The 17,872-nt window shown below is 64.2% G+C and carries 19 protein-coding genes; 9 read left to right on the forward strand and 10 right to left on the reverse strand.

Features of this window, described 5'->3' with window-relative positions; all coding sequences use genetic code 11:
• Window positions 1-5: 5 nt before the first annotated feature.
• The 3 genes from mmsB to chvE form a co-directional block, all read right to left on the reverse strand.
• Window positions 6-1,175, reverse strand: a complete 1,170-nt coding sequence (gene mmsB, locus JNL31_RS00085) for a multiple monosaccharide ABC transporter permease (RefSeq protein WP_294968183.1) — start codon at window positions 1,173-1,175, stop codon at window positions 6-8.
• Entirely contained in the window at window positions 1,176-2,711 is a 1,536-nt protein-coding gene (gene mmsA / locus JNL31_RS00090; protein WP_294968187.1) for a multiple monosaccharide ABC transporter ATP-binding protein, read from the reverse strand. It lies immediately after the preceding gene.
• 63 nt (window positions 2,712-2,774) lie between these two features.
• Window positions 2,775-3,845 carry a multiple monosaccharide ABC transporter substrate-binding protein gene (gene chvE / locus JNL31_RS00095; RefSeq protein ID WP_294968190.1) on the reverse strand — a complete coding sequence of 357 codons (1,071 nt, stop codon included), beginning with the start codon at window positions 3,843-3,845 and terminating at the stop codon, window positions 2,775-2,777.
• 140 nt (window positions 3,846-3,985) lie between these two features.
• Between chvE and JNL31_RS00100 the strand changes: the two genes are divergently transcribed.
• Complete coding sequence (locus JNL31_RS00100; RefSeq protein WP_294968192.1) at window positions 3,986-4,918, forward strand: LysR substrate-binding domain-containing protein; 933 nt, start codon at window positions 3,986-3,988, stop codon at window positions 4,916-4,918.
• 50 nt (window positions 4,919-4,968) lie between these two features.
• Here the strand turns inward: JNL31_RS00100 and JNL31_RS00105 are convergent, their stop codons facing one another.
• From JNL31_RS00105 to JNL31_RS00115, 3 genes are read right to left on the reverse strand one after another with little or no spacing between them, the layout of a single operon-like run.
• Window positions 4,969-5,766, reverse strand: coding sequence for a 3-methyl-2-oxobutanoate hydroxymethyltransferase (locus JNL31_RS00105; RefSeq protein WP_294968195.1), 798 nt, complete (start codon window positions 5,764-5,766; stop codon window positions 4,969-4,971).
• A complete protein-coding gene (locus tag JNL31_RS00110) occupies window positions 5,766-6,077 on the reverse strand; it encodes a MocE family 2Fe-2S type ferredoxin (protein WP_294968198.1) in 312 nt (103 codons plus the stop codon). Before JNL31_RS00110 ends, JNL31_RS00105 begins: the two co-directional genes overlap by 1 nt.
• A gap of 10 nt (window positions 6,078-6,087) precedes the next feature.
• Complete coding sequence (locus JNL31_RS00115; protein WP_294968200.1) at window positions 6,088-7,179, reverse strand: fatty acid desaturase family protein; 1,092 nt, start codon at window positions 7,177-7,179, stop codon at window positions 6,088-6,090.
• A 153-nt stretch (window positions 7,180-7,332) separates the two neighbouring features.
• On the opposite strand from JNL31_RS00115, the gene JNL31_RS00120 reads away from it, so the two are divergent.
• The 7 genes from JNL31_RS00120 (at window position 7,333) to secB (ending at window position 14,134) form a co-directional block, all read left to right on the forward strand.
• Window positions 7,333-8,364 (forward strand): LacI family DNA-binding transcriptional regulator, encoded by a 1,032-nt coding sequence (locus tag JNL31_RS00120; RefSeq protein WP_294968203.1) that lies wholly within the window; start codon window positions 7,333-7,335, stop codon window positions 8,362-8,364.
• Between the two features lie 130 nt (window positions 8,365-8,494).
• Window positions 8,495-9,313 carry a TIM barrel protein gene (locus tag JNL31_RS00125; RefSeq protein WP_294968206.1) on the forward strand — a complete coding sequence of 273 codons (819 nt, stop codon included), beginning with the start codon at window positions 8,495-8,497 and terminating at the stop codon, window positions 9,311-9,313.
• A 79-nt stretch (window positions 9,314-9,392) separates the two neighbouring features.
• Window positions 9,393-10,334 carry a substrate-binding domain-containing protein gene (locus JNL31_RS00130; RefSeq protein WP_294968208.1) on the forward strand — a complete coding sequence of 314 codons (942 nt, stop codon included), beginning with the start codon at window positions 9,393-9,395 and terminating at the stop codon, window positions 10,332-10,334.
• Window positions 10,335-10,449: 115 nt separating this feature from the next.
• Window positions 10,450-11,562, forward strand: coding sequence for an ABC transporter permease (locus JNL31_RS00135; protein WP_294968210.1), 1,113 nt, complete (start codon window positions 10,450-10,452; stop codon window positions 11,560-11,562).
• A 5-nt stretch (window positions 11,563-11,567) separates the two neighbouring features.
• Window positions 11,568-12,335, forward strand: a complete 768-nt coding sequence (locus tag JNL31_RS00140) for an ATP-binding cassette domain-containing protein (RefSeq protein ID WP_294968213.1) — start codon at window positions 11,568-11,570, stop codon at window positions 12,333-12,335.
• A gap of 84 nt (window positions 12,336-12,419) precedes the next feature.
• Entirely contained in the window at window positions 12,420-13,421 is a 1,002-nt protein-coding gene (gene iolG / locus JNL31_RS00145; protein ID WP_294968214.1) for an inositol 2-dehydrogenase, read from the forward strand.
• 194 nt (window positions 13,422-13,615) lie between these two features.
• Window positions 13,616-14,134 carry a protein-export chaperone SecB gene (gene secB / locus JNL31_RS00150; RefSeq protein WP_294968217.1) on the forward strand — a complete coding sequence of 173 codons (519 nt, stop codon included), beginning with the start codon at window positions 13,616-13,618 and terminating at the stop codon, window positions 14,132-14,134.
• Between the two features lie 81 nt (window positions 14,135-14,215).
• Here the strand turns inward: secB and dnaQ are convergent, their stop codons facing one another.
• From dnaQ to JNL31_RS00170, 4 genes are read right to left on the reverse strand one after another with little or no spacing between them, the layout of a single operon-like run.
• Window positions 14,216-14,950: a DNA polymerase III subunit epsilon gene (gene dnaQ / locus JNL31_RS00155; RefSeq protein WP_294968220.1), complete on the reverse strand. Its 735-nt coding sequence runs from the start codon at window positions 14,948-14,950 to the stop codon at window positions 14,216-14,218.
• Entirely contained in the window at window positions 14,943-15,545 is a 603-nt protein-coding gene (coaE, locus tag JNL31_RS00160) for a dephospho-CoA kinase (protein ID WP_294968223.1), read from the reverse strand. Before coaE ends, dnaQ begins: the two co-directional genes overlap by 8 nt.
• A complete protein-coding gene (locus JNL31_RS00165; RefSeq protein ID WP_294968226.1) occupies window positions 15,542-16,381 on the reverse strand; it encodes a shikimate dehydrogenase in 840 nt (279 codons plus the stop codon). Before JNL31_RS00165 ends, coaE begins: the two co-directional genes overlap by 4 nt.
• Window positions 16,378-16,965 carry a nucleoside triphosphate pyrophosphatase gene (locus JNL31_RS00170; protein ID WP_294968229.1) on the reverse strand — a complete coding sequence of 196 codons (588 nt, stop codon included), beginning with the start codon at window positions 16,963-16,965 and terminating at the stop codon, window positions 16,378-16,380. The genes JNL31_RS00165 and JNL31_RS00170 overlap by 4 nt, the downstream gene beginning before the upstream one ends.
• A gap of 412 nt (window positions 16,966-17,377) precedes the next feature.
• On the opposite strand from JNL31_RS00170, the gene JNL31_RS00175 reads away from it, so the two are divergent.
• Entirely contained in the window at window positions 17,378-17,839 is a 462-nt protein-coding gene (locus tag JNL31_RS00175) for a CopD family protein (protein WP_294968232.1), read from the forward strand.
• Window positions 17,840-17,872 lie beyond the last annotated feature (33 nt).

Below are 17,872 nucleotides of genomic sequence, written 5' to 3' on the forward strand. Positions count from 1 at the left end.
GGAACTCACTTGTTCTTGTTGTAGACGTCGAAGATCACGGCGGCCAAAAGGACCAACCCCTTGATCATCTGCTGGTAGTCGATGCCGATGCCGAGGATCGACATGCCCATGTTCATCACACCCATGATCAGCGCGCCGATGACGACGCCGATGATCTTGCCCGAGCCGCCCGTCATCGAAGCCCCGCCGATGAAGACGGCGGCGATGGCGTCAAGCTCGAACCCCGTGCCGGCCTTGGGCGTGGCGGAGTTGAGGCGGGCCGTGACCATCATGCCGGCAAGTGCTGCAAGGACGCCCATGTTGACGAAGCAGAAGAACACCAGCCGGTCGGTGCGGATGCCGGAAAGCTTGGCGGCTTTCTCGTTGCCGCCGACGGCATAGATGCGGCGGCCCTGGACGGTGTTTTCGGTGAAGAAGGCATAAAGGACGATCAGGATGGCCAGCACGACCAACACGTTCGGCAGGCCCCGGAACGAGGCCAGCTGGTAGCCGACGAAGGCCATGGCGGCGGCGATGATCGCGGTGCGGCCCCAGAACAGGCCGGTGGGTTCGGGGGTGATCCCGAATTCGGCATCACGGGCGCGGGCGCGGAGGCCGACCCAGACCACGGCGGCAATCACCAAAGCGGTGATGATCAGCGTCAGGCCGTGGGGTTTCATCAGTCCGGTCAGGTCGGGAATGAAGCCCGAGGACATGGACTGGAAGGCCTTGGGGAACGGCCCGATGTTCTGCCCGCCGAGAAGGAGCAGGGTGGCACCCCGGAAGACCATCATCCCGGCCAGGGTCACGATGAAGGACGGAATGCGCCAGAATGCGACCCAGTAGCCCTGCGCCGCCCCGATCAGCCCGCCGACGATCAGGGTCAACGGAATCACCAGCCAGAAGGGCAGGCCTGCGTCGACGGTCAGGTAGGCGGCGACCGCTCCGGTGAAGGCGGCGACGGAGCCCACCGACAGGTCGATGTGGCCGGAGACAATGATCAGCAGCATCCCCAGCGCCAGGATGATGACATGGCCGTTCTGCAGGAAGATGTTGGTGATGTTCGGCGCCTGCAGGAACATCGGCTTGCCCTGCGCCGAAACGAGGATCGAGAACAGCGCGACGATGGCGACCAGCGCCAGGAGCATGCCGTTTTCCCGCAGGTGGCCGCCGAGAGAGCTTTGCTTGTCAGCCATTTACGCCACCTTGCCCTTGTTGTTGTCCCTGACGATCAGCGCCATGATCTTTTCCTGGTCCGCTTCGTCGCGGCCGAGTTCCCCGACGATCCGGCCTTCGTTCATCACATAGATGCGGTCGCACATGCCCAGAAGCTCGGGCATCTCGGAGCTGATCATCAGGACGCCCCGGCCCTGTTCGGCCAGATCCTTCATTATAGTGTAGATCTCGAACTTCGCGCCGACGTCGATGCCGCGGGTGGGTTCGTCAAGGATCAGAAGCTGGGGGTCGGTGAAGAGCCACTTCGACAGGACGACCTTCTGCTGGTTGCCCCCCGAGAGGTTCACCACCTTCTGCTGCACCCCCGGCGTGCGGATGCCAAGCTGCTTGCGGTAGCCTTCGGCGACCTGCGCCTCGCGCCGCTTGTCGAGGACCGAGCGTTTCGCGATGCCGACAAGGTTCGCGAGACTGATGTTGCGAAGGATCGGCTCTTCCAGGATCAGGCCCAGCGCCTTGCGGTCTTCGGTGACATAGGAGATGCCCGCCTCGATGGCCTTGCCGACCGTCGTGACGTCGACGGGCTTGCCGTTCATCCGGACCGTGCCTTCGTGGCCCTTGCCGTAGCTGTGGCCGAAGATCGACATGGCAAGCTCGGTCCGCCCGGTGCCCATCAGACCGGCGATGCCAACGATCTCGCCCTTGCGGACGTTCAGCGAGACGCCCTTGATCATCTTGCGGCCCGCCTGTTCGGGGTGCCAGCAGGACCAGTTTTCCACCTCGAACAGCACGTCTCCGGGGTTCGGGGTGCGTTCTGGGTAGCGGTGCGCCATATCGCGTCCGACCATGTCGCGGATGATGCGGTCTTCCGAGATTTCGTCCTTGGACAGGGTCGAGACGGAGGTGCCGTCGCGGATCACGGTGATGCGGTCGGCGACGCGGGAGATTTCGTTCAGCTTGTGGCTGATGATGATCTGGGTGACACCCTGCGCCTTCAGTTCCAGCATCAGATCAAGCAGGCGGTCGGCGTCGGCTTCCTGCAAGGCGGCGGTCGGTTCGTCGAGAATCAGAAGGCGGACGTTCTTCGACAGGGCCTTGGCGATCTCGATCAGCTGCTGCTTGCCGACGCCCAGCTTGCCGACCACGGCGCCGGGGGGTTCGTTCAGGCCGACCTGACGGAGCAGGGCCTCGGTCTTCTTGAAGGCCATCGGCCAGGAGATGACGCCGTTCGTCGCCACCTCGTTGCCCATGAACAGGTTCTCGGCGATCGACAACAGCGGGATCAGCGCGAGTTCCTGGTGGATGATGATGATGCCCTTGTGCTCGCTGTCACGGATGTCGCGGTTGGCGAGGGGTTCGCCGTCATAGGTGATGTCGCCGTCATAGCTGCCATGGGGATAGACCCCCGATAGCACCTTCATCAGCGTGGATTTCCCGGCGCCGTTCTCGCCGCAGATGGCGTGGATTTCGCCGACTTCGACCGTGAGACTGACCCGGTCCAATGCCTTGACGCCCGGGAAGACCTTGGTGATCTCCCGCATTTCCAGAAGTGTGGTCATGTCCCCTCCCCCAAGGGGACCTGCCCGCGCGGGAGCCGCGCGGGCAGGCCCTTCGGATGAAGCTTACTTCAGCTGGTCGGCGGTGTAGTAGCCCGAACCGACGAGGATCGCTTCGTAGTTCGTGGCGTTCACCGGCACCGGCTCCAAGAGGTAGGACGGTACCACCTTCACGCCGTTGTCGTAGGTCGAGGTGTCGTTGATTTCCGGCTCGCCGCCCGAAAGCACGGCGTCGACCATCTTGACGGTGACTTTCGCCAGCTCGCGGGTGTCCTTGAAGATCGAGGAATACTGCTCGCCAGCGATCATCGACTTGACCGAGGGGACCTCGCAGTCCTGGCCGGTGACGATCGGCATCTTCAGGTCGCCCGAGCCGTAGCCCACGCCCTTGACCGACGACAGGATGCCGATCGACAGCCCGTCATAGGGCGACAGCGCGCCGTGCAACTGCTTGTCGCCGTAGTTCGAGGACAGGAGGTTGTCCATCCGGGCCTGCGCCACCGCGCCGTCCCAGCGCAGGGTGCCGACCACATCCATGCCCATCTGGCCAGACGGAATGGCAATTTCGCCGGAGTCGATCATCGGTTGCAGGACCGACATCGCGCCGTTGTAGAAGAAGAAGGCGTTGTTGTCGTCGGGCGAGCCGCCGAACAGTTCGACGTTCCAGGGCTTCACGTCGGGGAAGCGTTCCTTGAGGCCCTCGACCAGCGAGGTGGCCTGCTGCACGCCGACCTTGAAGTTGTCGAAGGTGGCGTAATAGTCGACCGAACCGGAATCGCGGATCAGGCGGTCGTAGGCGATGACCTTGATGCCCGCAGCGGCGGCGTTGTCCAGCGCGTTCGACAGCGTGGTGCCGTCGATGGCCGCGATCACCAGCGCCTTGACTCCGCTCGTGATCATATTCTCGATCTGGCTCAGCTGGGTCGGGATGTCATCTTCGGCATACTGAAGGTCGGCGGTGTAACCTGCATCGGTGAAGGCCTTCACCATCGACTCGCCGTCCGAAATCCAGCGCGACGAGGATTTGGTCGGCATCGCGATACCGACGGCGCCCTTGTCCTGGGCAAAGACGGGCAAAGCCGACAGGGCGGCGGTGGTGCCGGCAAGGGCCATCAGGCCACGGCGGGTCAAGATCATCTGTTTCCTCCCGATGATTCTTCGTTTGCATCCGCTTTGGGCACGCCTTTGCGCCCCCTGCACACGGACGAGGCGCAGATTGCGCAGAAGACCCATATCTGTCAAATAGGGCTTGAGCGCTCAATCATGGCCAGATTGTTATGAATATCGTCGCCTCGTCCCTCGCTGGCCAGTTGCGCCGTCTCAAGCCGGTGCATCTACGCCTGCTTGCCGAGCTTGACCACACCGGCGCCCTTGGCCTTGCCGCCATTCGGATCGGCATTGCCCAGCCCGCGGCTTCGCGGCTGCTGGCCGAGATGGAGGAATTGCTCGGCCTGTCGCTGCACGAACGGCAGGGCCGCGGGCTTCGGTTGACCCATGTCGGGCAGGCGCTGGCGCGGCGGGCCGCCCGGATCGAGATCGAGCTGACCGATGCCGCCCGTGATCTGGCCGAGGCCGCCACTGGGCGCGCAGGCGTCGTGCGGGTCGGGTCGGTGACCGGTCCGGCACTAAGCCTGGTGCTGCCGGTGCTGATTGCGATCCAGCGCGCCCTGCCCGACTTTCGCGCCGAGGTCACGGTGGCGACGTCTGTCAACCTTTGCGATCTCTTGCGCGATGGGCGGCTGGACTTTGCCCTTGCCCGCCTCAGCCCCGGCGAAACCCAGCTTGAGGCGCAGGTCATTGCCGGCGAACCCCTGTCGCTGGTCGTACGCCGGGGGCATCCCGTGCTGGTGCGGCCGGAGATTTCGATAGATGACCTGCTCCGTCACGACTGGGTCATGGGTGATGACGAAACCCTGCTGACGCAGACGGTCATCGCCCGGCTTTCCGAACTTGGGCTGCCCCTGCCCCAGCGGCGAATCTCGACCTCGTCCTTCCTGTTCACGCTTGCGCTCTTGAACCAGACCGATGCCATAGCGCCGTTGGCGACGTCGGTTGTCGACAGTTTCGCGGGAAACCCTTCGGTTCCGTTCGTGTCTCTGCCGGTGGACTTCGGCCTGTCCGTCGCACCTTTCAGCCTGGTGACCCGGACAGGCGCACAGATGACCCCGTCAGCGCAGCGGCTGATCGACGGAATTCTCGCCGCCGTCTAAAGGAAAGGGCCGGACCAGGGGGAGCGCCCGGCCCGGCCCTTCGCAGCGGATCAGGCGTTCTGATCCAGCCAGTCGGCGAAGGCCGAGACGACTTCGGGCTCGCAGTCCACCAGATGCTGTGGCGCCGGGTAGTCGCCCTCGTGCACGTCCCTGGCGAAGCGGCCCAACGCCTCGATCCGCATCGCCTGGAGACGGTCGTACTCGCTGGCGAAATCGGCATAGACCTTGGCATGGCGCGGAATCTTGCCCCGGTTCTGGCCCAGCACATCATCGGTGAAGAGATACTGTGCATGGCCCGCGACACCGGCGCCCATCGAGATCAGGAACAGGTTGGTGCGCTCGGCGATCAGCCGGGTGATGGAGTGCGGCACGACCTCGATTTCCACCGCGAAGGCGCCTGCGTCTTCCAATGCCTTGCACTGGTTCCAGACCAGTTGCGCGGTTTCCAGTGTCTTGCCCACCGCCTTGAACCCCCCGGTCCAGGTGCGTTTCGAGGGGATCAGGCCGACATGGCCGCAGACCGGGAGCGCATGGTCGGCCATTGCCCGAACCGTCGCGAGCGAGCCCGAGCAATAGAAGGCATCCGCGCCCTGCTTGTAGAGCGGGAAGGCCCAGCGCAGGAAATCGTCGGTCCCGCCGATTTCGTAGAAGTTGTCGCCGGGGAAAATGAAAGCGTCCGGGGCAACCTCGCGGAAGCGACGGTCCATGACCATGGACGGCGGAACCGAGAGCAGTTCCACCCCGGCTTTCGCCGCTGCTTCGGCTTCGTCCAGAGTCTCGACCCGCAGCATGGCGAATTGGTGTTTGCCGCGCTGGTCCAGCAGGTCGCGGACGGTTGGCGGTGCCATCACGCGACCTCGACGAAGACGCGGTCGCCTTCGACCTTCACCGGGAAAGTCCGAAGGTTGATGCAGACCGGAGCGCGCATCGCCTCGCCCGTGCGATAGTCGAACTGGCCGTTGTGCTTGGGGCATTCGATCAGGTTGCCCATCACGAGGCCGTCACAGAGGTGGACGTTCTCATGCGTGCAAAGCCCGGCGGTGGCGAAGAAATCTCCCTCGGGAGAGTGGTAGATCGCGAAGGTCTTCCCGGCGTGATCCCAGCGGATCAAGTCTTCCTCGTCGATGTCGTCGGTGGCGCAGGCGTCGATCCAGGGCATGTCTTGTCCTTCATTCTGCGGCGGCGGGGCGCATCATGCCCGGCACATACTGGTGGAAATCCTCGCGGTAGGGCTTGGCGGTGGGCGGCAGGTCGCGCTTGAGGAAATACTCCTCGCTGAGGACCTGGCGCTTGATCGCCGGCCACATCTCGCGGAAGGCCTCGGCAATGGAGCGGTTCGGCGGGGGCAGGTCGTCCTTGATGGTCGCGTGCAGGCGCGGCAGGGCGTGGTAGGGCACCATCGGGAACATGTGGTGTTCGACATGGTAGTTCATGTTCCAGTAGATGAAGCGGCTGACCGGGTTCATGTAGACGGTGCGGCTGTTCAGGCGGTGGTCGATGACATTGTCGGCCAGCCCGCCGTGCTGGAGAAGGCCAGTCATGATGTGGTGCCAGGCGCCATACATGCGGGGCAGGCCGATGATCATCAGCGGCAGGATCGAATGCCAGGCCATCGCCGACAGGATCGTCGCGGCATAGATCGCGACATAGATGATGGCGACCTTCTGCACCTTCGGCCATTCGCTTTCCGGCACGAAGGTCTTTTCCTCGGGCGTCGGGCCAGAGATGGCGTTGCGGAGGATCAGCGGGACGAACTTGATGACGTCGATGATGCCGAAGAAATTCAGGATCAGCTTGGCCAGTTCTGGCGGCCGCATCACGGCAATCTCGGGGTCGCGGCCGACGAGGTAGGTTTCGGAGTGGTGGCGCGCATGGCTCCAGCGCCAGGTCGCGGAATTGCGCATGATCATGAAGCTGGCGATCTGGTAGACCCAGTTGTTCATCCAGGGCGTCTTGAAGGCGGTTCCATGGCTGCATTCATGCCAGCGCGAATCGGAGGCGGATCCGTAGAGCACGCCGTAGGCCAGCCAGAAGGGGGCCGACCACCAGGACGGCCAAAGCGCGATGCCGATCGCGACAAGGACGATCATGCTGCCGTAAAGGATGATCGTGTCGCGGATGGCGGGCTGGTCGCTGCGCGCCATCAGGTCCTTCATCACCTTGCGCGGCACTTCGGTATGATACCACTCCGCCGCCGTCAGCCCGCTTTCGACCGCGCGCTTGGCGTCGGGCCCGAAGGGGCTGTAATCCCGCTTGCTCATCTGTGACCTCCATTCCCCCGCCCCCGGTGTCGGGAGCGCCTCATCGAGTCGTGGATAAGTCGGGCGTGACCAAATCTCCAATAGTCCTGCTTGCAGGTTTCGTCATGATCCATCATGGTCTGGCAAAGGCCTGATGGGATTTCGTCAAGCACGATGGCAAACCGCCCCACCATCCATGATGTGGCCCGCGAGGCCGGGGTATCCAGCGCGACGGTCGACCGTGTCCTGAACGGGCGCGAGAAGGTGCGCGAGGAAACCGCCCGCAAGGTCTATGAGGCCGCCCGGCTGATCGGCTATCACGCGGCGCCGCTGATCGGGCAGCGGGTGCAGGCGGATCTGCCAAGGCTGCGGCTGGGGCTGGTGCTGCACAAGGAGCGCCAGGCCTTCTACCAGCAGTTCAAGGCCGAGGCGGAGCGCGCGGTCGGCCAGGCCACCGGGGTGCGTGCGACGGTGCAGGTGGCCTTCGCTTCGTCGCAATCGCCCAAGGATTTCACAGAGCTGATGGAGGGGATGGCGGGCCGTGTCGACGCGATTGCCGCGACCGCCGTTACCCATCCCGAAGTGACAGAGGCGGTGATCCGGCTGAATGCCAAGGGTATCCCATGCTTTTCGCTGCTGAACGATTTCGGGCAGGGGGTTCGGCAAAACTACCTTGGACTCAACAACTTGAAGGTCGGGCGCATCGCTGCGCACATGATCGCCACCGCCTCGCACCATGCCGGAAAGATCGCGGTTTTCGTCGGAGGCTACCGCTGGCACGGGCACGAGCTGCGCGAGACCGGGGTGCGCAGCTATTTCCGCGAACATGCCCCGCAGTTCCAGATCCTCGACACGCTGATCAACCTGGAAACCCGGCAGCTGACCTATGAGGCGACGCTCGACCTGCTGGGCCGCCACCCGGACCTGCGCGGCATCTATTGTGCCGGGGGCGGGATGGAGGGCGCCATCGCTGCGGTGCGCGAGGCGCGGGCACCGGGCGAGGTGGCGCTGGTCGTCAATGAGCTTACCCCCGAAAGCCGCGCTGCGCTGATCGGGCGCCATGTGACGATGGTCATCGGCACGCCATTGCCCCGGCTGTGCGATGACCTCGTGCGGCTTGCCGCCGAGACGGTCAGCGATGGCATGACCCCGGTGCAAGGCCAGCACTTCCTGCAGCCCGACCTTTACCTTCCCGAAAGCGTCTGACGAAAAAGCGTCAGCGTCATGCGCGTCATTTCGTCACAAATGATGCGTTCGCCCCGCGACGGATTGACGCGACCTTGCTGTCTCGGGGATGGTCCGGCCAACGAAATTGCCGCGGTTGGGGAGGCCGGGAATGATCCACTTCGCTTTGAACCACATGACGGTGGCCCGGCTTTCCTTCCGCGAGCTTGTGGCCTTGTCGAAGGGCCTTGGCTGCGTCGGCATCGAGGTCCGCAACGACCTGCCCCAGCCGCTGTTCGACGGTATGGACCCGGCCGAAGCAGGAGCCTTCATCCGCGACAGCGGGCTGCGCCTGCTGGCCGTGGCCGAGGTGAAGCGCTTCAACGACTGGTCCACGGACAAGGAAGCCGAAGCGCTGGCGCTGATGAAGATCGCCAAGGCCGCCGGGGCCGAAGCGGTCAGCCTGATCCCGCGCAACGACAATCTTGGGATGGGCAACGGCGAGCGGCAGGCAAACCTGCGCGTCGCGCTGAAGGCGCTGAAGACGATGCTGGAAGATCACGGCCTTGTCGGCATGGTCGAGCCCCTGGGGTTCGAGATCTGCGCGCTGCGCTACAAGGCGGAGGCGGTCGAGGGGATCGAGGCCGTCGGCGGCAAGGGCCGCTTCAAGCTGGTGCATGACACGTTCCATCACACGCTGGCCCACGGCGGCCCGCTGTTCCCGGACCATACCGGCATCGTCCATGTCTCTGGCGTCGTCGACCAGCAGGTGAGCGTCGCCGACATGCGCGATCCGCATCGGGTGCTTGTCACCCCGGCCGACCGGCTGGGCAATGTGGAACAGATCGCCGCCTTGCAAGCCGCGGGCTGGAACGGTCCCGTCAGCTATGAGGCCTTCTCGCCGGAGGTTCACGCCTATGCCGATCCGGCGGGCGAACTGTCCAAGTCTTTTGATTTCATCCGCCAAAGCCTCGCTGCGCGCGCGGCCTGAGCGACGGCTTCAGACCCAGGGAGAACGGGTCTTCCGGTTCAATCCAGGATGTGCCGGACATCCACCAAGGGAGAGAGACATGAAAAAGACGCTTCTTGCTGCGGGCCTGACCGCGCTGATGGGCACGACCGCCATGGCGGACGGCATCGGCGTGTCGATGGCGCTGTTCGACGACAACTTCCTGACCGTGCTGCGCAACGGCATCCAGTCGCAGGCCGATTCGGCCGGCCTGAAGGTGCAGATCGAGGATGCGCAGAACGACGTCGCCAAGCAGCTGGACCAGATCAACAACTTCATCGCCTCGGGCGTTGACGCGATCATCGTGAACCCGGTCGATACCTCGGCGACGCAGGCGATGTCGGATGCCGCCGCTGCCGCGAACATCCCGCTGGTCTATGTGAACCGCCAGCCGATCAACGTCGACACCCTGCCCGACAACCAAGCCTTCGTCGCCTCGAACGAAGTGGAATCCGGCACGCTGGAAACCATCCAGCTCTGCGACAACTGGGCGGCCGAAGGGAAGACTGAGGTCAACGTCTATGTCATGCAGGGCGAACTGTCGAACCAGGCCGCCGTGCAGCGGACCCAGGACATCCATGATGTGATGGGCGACGGCCGCTGCAAGGTGAAGATCAACATCATCGACGAGCAGACCGCCAACTGGTCGCGTGATCAGGCCCAGACCCTGATGACCAACTGGCTGTCGACCGGTGCGGCGTTCGATGGCGTGATCGCCAACAACGACGAAATGGCGATCGGCGCGATCCAGGCGATGAAGGCCGCGGGCATCGACATGGCGACGGTGCAGGTCGGCGGCGTCGACGCGACGCAGGACGCCCTGGCCGCGATGCAGGCGGGTGAACTGGACGTGACCGTGTTCCAGAACGCGGCGGCCCAGGGTGGCGGCGCGCTGGATGCGGCGACCAAGCTCGCCAAGGGCGAGGCGGTTGACCAGAAGGTCTATGTTCCGTTCGAACTGGTCACTCCGGCGAACGTCGCCGACTACGCTTCGAAGAACTGAGCCCCTTCCGGGCACCTGGGGCGGCTGGAGACAGTCGCCCCTTTCTTGCTGGTCCAGATGGGGCAACATCGGCCAGAGTTTTCCGAAATCGCATCTTTGGGGAGGAGGAAGCGACGTGGCTGAAGCGACCCATGGCCTTGGCGGCCTGAAATACGACCCGGCAAAGCGCACCCGCGCGCCGGAGTGGAACGTGTTCGGCGCGCTGGTGCTGATCGTCCTGATCTTCGAGATCCTGAACCGGATGCAGGGCGGATCCTTCCTGTTCAACATGCGCGACAACGTGGATGCGATCTTCAACCAGCAGCGGCTGGATATCATGATTCTCCAGGTTGCCATCGTCGGGATCATCGCGCTGGGCGTGACGCAGGTGATCATCATCGGCGGGATCGACCTGTCGTCGGGGTCGGTCGTCGGCGTGACGGCGATGGTGGTGATGAGCTTCGCTCAGACGGCCCTGGTCAACGGCAACCCGAACCCGAAGGCGATCTTCGGCGACTGGGCGATGGACCTGCCGGTCATCGTGCCGATTGTCGTGGGACTGGCCTGCGGGCTGCTCGCCGGGCTGATCAACGGCTTGCTGGTCGCCTACACCAAGATTCCGCCCTTTATCGCAACGCTGGGCATGATGGTTTCGGCCCGGGGCGCGGCGCGATGGTGGTCGAACGGCCAACCGGTGAGCTTTCCGACGGAAAACTTCGGCAGCCTGGCAAATGGCGACCTTCTGGGCAGCATGACCTTTGGCGTGCTCCACTGGCCCGGACAGAACCCGGCGGTGGTCTTTGTCCTGCTGGCGATCCTGTTCCATGTCATCATGACGTACACGCTGTACGGCAAGCGCAGCTATGCCATCGGGTCGAACGAGGCGGCGGCGCGGATGTCGGGGATCAACGTCGATCACCACAAGGTGCTGGTCTATACCATCGCGGGTATCCTCGCGGCAGTCGCGGCAGTGCTTTTGACCTCGAAGAACCTGACCGCACAAGCGGGAATGGGGGTCATGTACGAACTTGACGCCATCGCCATGGCGGTGATCGGCGGCATCAGCCTTGCGGGCGGGCGCGGCTCGATCCTTGGAACGGTGCTGGGCGCGATGATCTTTTCGGTCATCATCTCGGGGTTCACCTCGATCAAGCTGGACGCCTATTACCAGGAGATGGTCAAGGGCGCGATCATTGTCGGCGCCGTGGTGCTGGACCAATGGCGGCAACGCAAACGGACCCGGGGGTAACGGACATGTCGAAGATCATTCTGGAAACCCGTGGCCTGACCAAGCACTATGGCGGCGTACATGCGCTGGAAGACGCGAACTTCATCCTGCACGAAGGCGAGCATGTCGCCGTGGTGGGCGATAACGGGGCGGGGAAGTCCACGTTCGTGCGCCAGGTCACGGCGGTAGAGCAGCGGTCCTCCGGTGAGGTTATCTTTGACGGCCAGCCGGTGAATTTCTCCGGCCCACTGGAGGCGCGACAGGCCGGGATCGAGACGGTCTTTCAGACCTTGGCGCTGGCTGACGATCTGGACGTGCCCTCGAACCTGTTCCTGGGGCGCGAGCTGTTCAAGTTCAAGCTTGGGCCATTCTCCTGGCTGGACCGCAAGACGATGCGCGACCGGACGATGGAGGCGCTGAAGACCACGGCGGTGAAAATCCCCAATGTCGACAACCCGATCCGCAACATGTCGGGCGGGCAGCGGCAGTGCGTGTCCATCGCCCGGACGGCAGCCTTTGCGTCGAAGCTGGTGATCATGGACGAACCGACGGCGGCGCTGGGGGTGCAGGAGACGGCGCAGGTCGAGAACATCATCCGGGGGCTGAAGGAGCGCGGCATCCCGATGATCCTGATCAGCCACAACCTGCGGCAGGTTTTCGACCTGGTGGACCGGATCGTCGTGTTCCGTCGCGGGCGCATCGTGGCGTCACTGCGGAAGGATGAAACCGACGGCAATGACATCGTGAGCTACATCACCGGGGTGAAGGGTGCCTCGGATGCGGCGTTCGCCTGAGCGCCTTGCAATGATCGTTGCAGGAAGATAGAAGTTCGGCAACCTTGTTGCCAACAAGAAACAGGCTTTGAAAGAGGACAGGCTATGACGATCAGGTTCGGGCTTCTGGGCGCGGGGCGCATCGGGAAGGTTCATGCGAAGGCGGTGACGGGGAACCCGGCCGCGAAGCTGGTGGCGGTGTCGGACGCGATGGCCCCGGCGGCGCAGGCGATTGCGGATCAGTATGGCTGCGATGTGCGCAGCATCGACGCGATTGCTTCGGCGAAGGACATCGACGCGGTGGTGATCTGCACGCCGACGGATACCCATGCTGACCTGATCGAGCAGTTCGTGAAGGCCGGGAAGGCGGTGTTCTGCGAAAAGCCCATCGACCTGTCGCTGGCCCGCGTCAAACAGTGCCTGGAGGTCGTCCACGCCGAGAAGGGGGTGCTGATGGTCGGCTTCAACCGCCGCTTCGACCCGCATTTCGCTGCCGTCCGGGGCGAGATCGACAAGGGCAGCATCGGGACGGTAGAGATGGTGACGATCACCAGCCGCGACCCGGGGGCGCCGCCCTTGGACTACATCGCGCGGTCGGGCGGGATCTTCCGGGACATGACGATCCATGACTTCGACATGGCGCGGTTCCTGCTGGGCGAGGAAGTCACCGAGGTTTCGGCGATGGCGGCGGTGCTGGTCGATCCGGCGATCGGGAAGGCGGGGGACAGCGACTCGGTTCAGGTCATGCTGAAGACGGGCTCGGGCAAGATGGCGGTGATCTCGAACTCGCGCCGGGCGACCTATGGCTACGACCAGCGGATCGAGGTGCACGGGTCGAAGGGGGTCGCCTCGGCCGAGAACCAGCGGCCGGTTTCCATCGAGGTGGCGACCGGGGCGGGCTATACCCGGCCGCCGCTGCATGACTTCTTCATGACCCGCTATACCGAGGCCTATGCGGCCGAGATCGCGGCCTTCATCGACGTGATCGGCGGCAAGGCCAAGGCGAGCCCGTCGGGCGAGGACGGGCTCTTGGCCCTGGCCCTGGCCGAGGCTGCGCTGAAGTCGGTCGCCGAGGGGCGGACTGTGAAGATGAGTGAGGTTCTCTGAGTTGAGCCGGAGGATGTGTCCACGGTGGACAGATTTTCCAGTCCAATGAAATCAAGGCCTTGCTTGCGGGTGTTCATGAAATCTTAAGACTCGGCCGACCTTCGGGTCGGCCTTTTCCGTGCTGGACAACCGCAGCATTGAGAGCGGGCCGCTGACCTGATAGAAGGCGGCAAATCCGTTTGGGAGACCCGGAAATGGCAGACGAAACCCCGGCTGGGAACGGCGCTACCGCCGCTCCGCAACAAGTCAAGATGCAGGTGCTGGCGCAGTATGTGCGCGACATGTCCTTCGAGAACATGGTGGTGCAGAAGGGCCTGTCGGCTGGCGAAGTGCAGCCGGACATCCAGGTCGCAGTGAGCCTTGACGCCCGCAAGCGCCCGGTGCCGAACCAGTACGAAGTCATCACCAAGTTCAAGGTGACGTCGAAGAACAAGGTCAACGGCGACGTGCTGTTCCTTCTTGAGCTGGAATACGGCTCGACCTTCCACGTCGAGGGTGTCAGCGACGACCAGATGCATCCGTTCCTGCTGATCGAATGCCCGCGACTGATGTTCCCCTTCGTGCGTCGGATCATCTCGGACGTGACGCGCGACGGTGGCTTCCCGCCGCTGAACGTGGATACCGTCGATTTCATGGCACTTTACCGGCAGGAGCTGGCGCGTCGGGCGCAGGCACAGGCGGCAGCTGCGGCGCCGACCGAAAAGGTCAACTGAAGCGTTTTCCCCTCACCCTGACCCTCTCCCCCAGGGGGAGAGGGGACGCGGGCTGGACCGGCGGTGCGTGACGATCAGCCGTTACGCGTTCTGCTTCCAGATCGCAGCATCGCCCAGTTTCGCGAGCATCGCCGCATGGGCCGCGGTTTCTGCTTCGGTGATCCGCGGCGGCAGCGGTTCCGGGCGGGGACGGGGGCGCCAGGTTGTGTCGCCTGTCGCGCCCATTGCCGGGGCCGGGGCAGCGCTGCCGAGCACCAGATCCGGTTGGCGGCCGCCGATCAGTTCCAGATAGACCTCGGCGAGAATTTCGCTGTCGAGGAGCGCACCGTGTTTTTCGCGCATGGAGTTGTCGATGCCGAAGCGGCGGCAAAGGGCATCGAGCGAAGCGGGCGAGCCGGGGAATTTGGTCCGGGCCATGGCCGCCGTGTCGATGGCACGCGCGCCCGGAAGGCCGGGGAGACCGGCCCGTTCCAGTTCGAAGTTCAGGAACTTCATGTCAAACCCGGCATTGTGCGCCACAAGCCGCGCATCGCCGATGAAATCGAGAAAGGCCTGACCGATGCGGGCAAAGACAGGCTTGTCCCGCAGTGTGACGCCGCCTGGAACCGGCTGGCCGGGCTGTTCCAGGATGTCGTGCCCGATGCCGTGGATGTTGAAGGCCCCGAGCGGCATTCCGCGTTCCGGGTTGATATACTGGTGGTAGGTCTTGCCGGTGGGCAGGTGGTTGAACAGTTCCACCGCGCCGATTTCGACGATGCGGTCGCCCTCGGTCGGTTCAAGCCCGGTGGTTTCGGTGTCGAGGACGATTTCACGCATGTCTGGTGATCCGGCGGCGGATGTCGGCCAGCACATCCTTTACCGCCTGACGCGCGGCTTCAAGGCTGGTCGTTGGGATGATGTAGTCCGCCCTTGCGCGTTTCTCGGCATCGGGCATCTGGCGGGCGAGAATGGTCCGGAACTCGGCCTCGGTCATCGCGCCGCGCGACAGGACACGGTCCCGCTGGACTTCGCGCGGCGCGGAGACCACGACCACGGCATCGCAGGCTGTGTTGACGCGGGATTCGAAAAGCAGGGGCACGTCGAGGAGGACGATGGGGGCGCTTTCGTTCGCCGTCAGGAAGGCCGCGCGGTCATCCGCGACGAGCGGGTGGACGGCGGCGTTGAGGCGGTCGAGCACGGTGACGTCGGTCCGGATCAAGCTGCGCAGGGTGGCGCGGTTGACGCTGCCGTCTTTGTCTATGGCAACGGGAAAGAGCTGTCCGACGGCCAGTGCTGCTGGCTGACCCGGCTGATAGAGGCGATGGACGGCGGAATCGGCGTCCCAGACGGGCAGGCCCGCATCGGCGAACATCTGGGCCGTGGTGGACTTGCCCATGCCGATGGAGCCGGTAAGGCCGAGGACGAAGCTCATGCCGCAAGAACGGCTTTGCGGGCGGCCTCGTCCACTTCGGGGCGGGTGCCGAACCAGCGTTCGAAACCCGGGGCGGCCTGGTGGAGCAGCATGCCGAGGCCGTCGACCACTGAGGCGCCCCGTTCTTCGGCCTCGATCAGGAACTGCGTCTTGAGGGGGGTGTAGACCAGGTCATTGCAAAGCGCGCCGGGGTTGAGGCGGTGGAGGGGTACATGAAACTCTTGCTTGCCGGTCATGCCGAGCGAGGTGGTGTTGATGACAGTGATTGCATCGTCGAGGAGGTTCGGGGCCTGCACCCATTCGTGAACATGGATCTTGGCGCCGAAGTCCTGGCGGATGGCGTCGGCCCGGGCGCGCGTCCGGTTGGCAAGGCGGATTTCCGGCACGCCGACCTCGATCAGGGCGGCGACGACGGCCCGGGCGGCCCCGCCTGCGCCAAGGACGACGGCGGGACCGGAGGCGGGTTTCCAGTCGGGCGCGTTCTGGCGCAGGTTGGCGATGAAGCCGGAGCCGTCGGTGTTGTCGGCGTGGATCTTGCCGTCCTTGCGGAAGATCAGCGTGTTGGCGGCCCCGATCAGCGCGGCGCGGTCTGTCACCACGTCGGCGATCTGGAGGATGGCCTCCTTGTGCGGGATAGTGACGTTGCAGCCGACGAAGCCAAGCTCGGGCAGGGTGCGCAAGAGGCGCGAGAGGTCGACCGGAACGATGTCGATGGGAATGTAGTGGCCCTTGATGCCGTAGCGTTTCAGCCAGTAATTGTGCAGCGCGGGGCTGCGGCTGTGGGCGATCGGGTGGCCGATGACGGCAGCAAGCGGGATACGGGGGTGGTCGGTCATCGGGCGATCATGCCCCGGTTGCCCATCCATGCCAACAGCGGCAGAAGCGGCAGGCCGAGAATGGTGAAATGATCGCCGGCGATGGCGGAAAACAGCCGAACGCCTTCTTCCTCGACCTTGTAGCAGCCGACGGAGTGGCGGACGCTGTCCCAGTTTCTGTCGAGGTAGGCGTCAAGGTAGGCGTCGGAGATGTCGTGCATGGTCAGGCGGGCCTCGCCGACATGGCGCCAGACGGGTTCGGCATTTTCGTAGATGACGAGGGCGGAAAGGAGCTTGTGGGTCTTGCCTCTCAGGCGGCGGAGGTGCTGGCGGGCGTCCTCGGGGGTTTCGGGCTTGGCGAAGGTGTCGCGGTCAAGCGCGAGGACCTGGTCGCAGCCGAGGACGAGGGCCTCGGGGTGTTTCTCGGCGACCTTGCGGGCCTTCATCTCGGCCAGGGTGTCGGCGATGTCGCGGGGGTGGGCGCCCTCGGCTGTCAGCGCGTCGCGGATGCTGGCTTCGTCGACGCGGGGGGCGATGGGCGTGGGGTCGAGGCCCGCGGCGCGGAGCATCTGGAGCCGGGTGAGCGAGGTGGAGGCGAGGATCATGGGGGCTGTGGATATCCGCGGTTTGTTCCTGAGGCCCTGACGGGGGAGAAGGCGGGTGTTGCGGGCTGGCTGTGGGCATGTGCCGCAATCCGGGGCTGTTGGGGCAGAGATATCCCGCTGTTGAGAGGCTTGTCACGCGGGACGGGAGAAAATCTTGTGCCTTGGGTGGGGATAGGGCTGACCTGTGGATGGCGGCGGTTGCGGCCTTTCTGTAAGTAGTTGAAATGTTTATGTGTTCTTTGTGATATGTTCGCTGCTGCGGTCTTTTCCCGGATTTGTCCCCAAGCCCCTCCTTGTGGAGCGTTCTGGGGGCGGTCGGGCAAATCCCGTTCTGCACAGGGCCTACATCATCCACATTCCTTCTTTTCTTTATTCTTTATAGAAGACAGGCGTGGCCTGCAGGGTGGACGAGATGCTTGAGACGATCACGGATTTTCTGGCCGACTGGTATCCGGTCACGAAATCGCTGCACGTCGTGTCGGTGATCTCCTGGATGGCGGGGATGTTCTACCTGCCGCGGCTGTTCGTCTATCACGCCGAACAGGTGGAGCCGGGATCGAAGACCGACGCGATGTTCCAGACCATGGAACGGCGCCTGCTGCGGGGGATCATCAACCCGGCGATGATCGCGACCTTCGTCTTCGGGCTGGCGCTGGTCTTCACGCCGGGGGTGGTGGACTGGTCCTTCGCCTGGCCCTGGGTCAAGGCGGGGGCCGTGCTGGTGATGGGCTGGTTCCACGGCTGGCTGTCGGCCCGGCGCAAGGACTTCGTCCGGGGGACAAACACCCGCAGCGGGCGGACCTACCGGATCATGAACGAGGTGCCGACCGTGCTGATGCTGATCATCGTCTTCTCGGTGATCCTGCGCTACTGATTGACTTTTGCCGCAGGTGACATTACCTGCGGC

This window comes from Tabrizicola sp., assembly GCF_016792905.1.
Taxonomy (GTDB): Bacteria; Pseudomonadota; Alphaproteobacteria; order Rhodobacterales; family Rhodobacteraceae; genus Tabrizicola.

Excerpts from the sequence above, each read along its gene's own strand:
- mmsB (WP_294968183.1), bottom strand. The coding sequence starts at position 1,175 with ATGGCTGACAAGCAAAGCTCTCTCGGCGGCCACCTGCGGGAAAACGGC.
- mmsA (WP_294968187.1), bottom strand. The coding sequence starts at position 2,711 with ATGACCACACTTCTGGAAATGCGGGAGATCACCAAGGTCTTCCCGGGC.
- chvE (WP_294968190.1), bottom strand. The coding sequence starts at position 3,845 with ATGATCTTGACCCGCCGTGGCCTGATGGCCCTTGCCGGCACCACCGCC.
- JNL31_RS00100 (WP_294968192.1), top strand. The coding sequence starts at position 3,986 with ATGAATATCGTCGCCTCGTCCCTCGCTGGCCAGTTGCGCCGTCTCAAG.
- JNL31_RS00105 (WP_294968195.1), bottom strand. The coding sequence starts at position 5,766 with ATGGCACCGCCAACCGTCCGCGACCTGCTGGACCAGCGCGGCAAACAC.
- JNL31_RS00110 (WP_294968198.1), bottom strand. The coding sequence starts at position 6,077 with ATGCCCTGGATCGACGCCTGCGCCACCGACGACATCGACGAGGAAGAC.
- JNL31_RS00115 (WP_294968200.1), bottom strand. The coding sequence starts at position 7,179 with ATGAGCAAGCGGGATTACAGCCCCTTCGGGCCCGACGCCAAGCGCGCG.
- JNL31_RS00120 (WP_294968203.1), top strand. The coding sequence starts at position 7,333 with ATGGCAAACCGCCCCACCATCCATGATGTGGCCCGCGAGGCCGGGGTA.
- JNL31_RS00125 (WP_294968206.1), top strand. The coding sequence starts at position 8,495 with ATGATCCACTTCGCTTTGAACCACATGACGGTGGCCCGGCTTTCCTTC.
- JNL31_RS00130 (WP_294968208.1), top strand. The coding sequence starts at position 9,393 with ATGAAAAAGACGCTTCTTGCTGCGGGCCTGACCGCGCTGATGGGCACG.
- JNL31_RS00140 (WP_294968213.1), top strand. The coding sequence starts at position 11,568 with ATGTCGAAGATCATTCTGGAAACCCGTGGCCTGACCAAGCACTATGGC.
- iolG (WP_294968214.1), top strand. The coding sequence starts at position 12,420 with ATGACGATCAGGTTCGGGCTTCTGGGCGCGGGGCGCATCGGGAAGGTT.
- secB (WP_294968217.1), top strand. The coding sequence starts at position 13,616 with ATGGCAGACGAAACCCCGGCTGGGAACGGCGCTACCGCCGCTCCGCAA.
- dnaQ (WP_294968220.1), bottom strand. The coding sequence starts at position 14,950 with ATGCGTGAAATCGTCCTCGACACCGAAACCACCGGGCTTGAACCGACC.
- coaE (WP_294968223.1), bottom strand. The coding sequence starts at position 15,545 with ATGAGCTTCGTCCTCGGCCTTACCGGCTCCATCGGCATGGGCAAGTCC.
- JNL31_RS00165 (WP_294968226.1), bottom strand. The coding sequence starts at position 16,381 with ATGACCGACCACCCCCGTATCCCGCTTGCTGCCGTCATCGGCCACCCG.
- JNL31_RS00170 (WP_294968229.1), bottom strand. The coding sequence starts at position 16,965 with ATGATCCTCGCCTCCACCTCGCTCACCCGGCTCCAGATGCTCCGCGCC.
- JNL31_RS00175 (WP_294968232.1), top strand. The coding sequence starts at position 17,378 with ATGCTTGAGACGATCACGGATTTTCTGGCCGACTGGTATCCGGTCACG.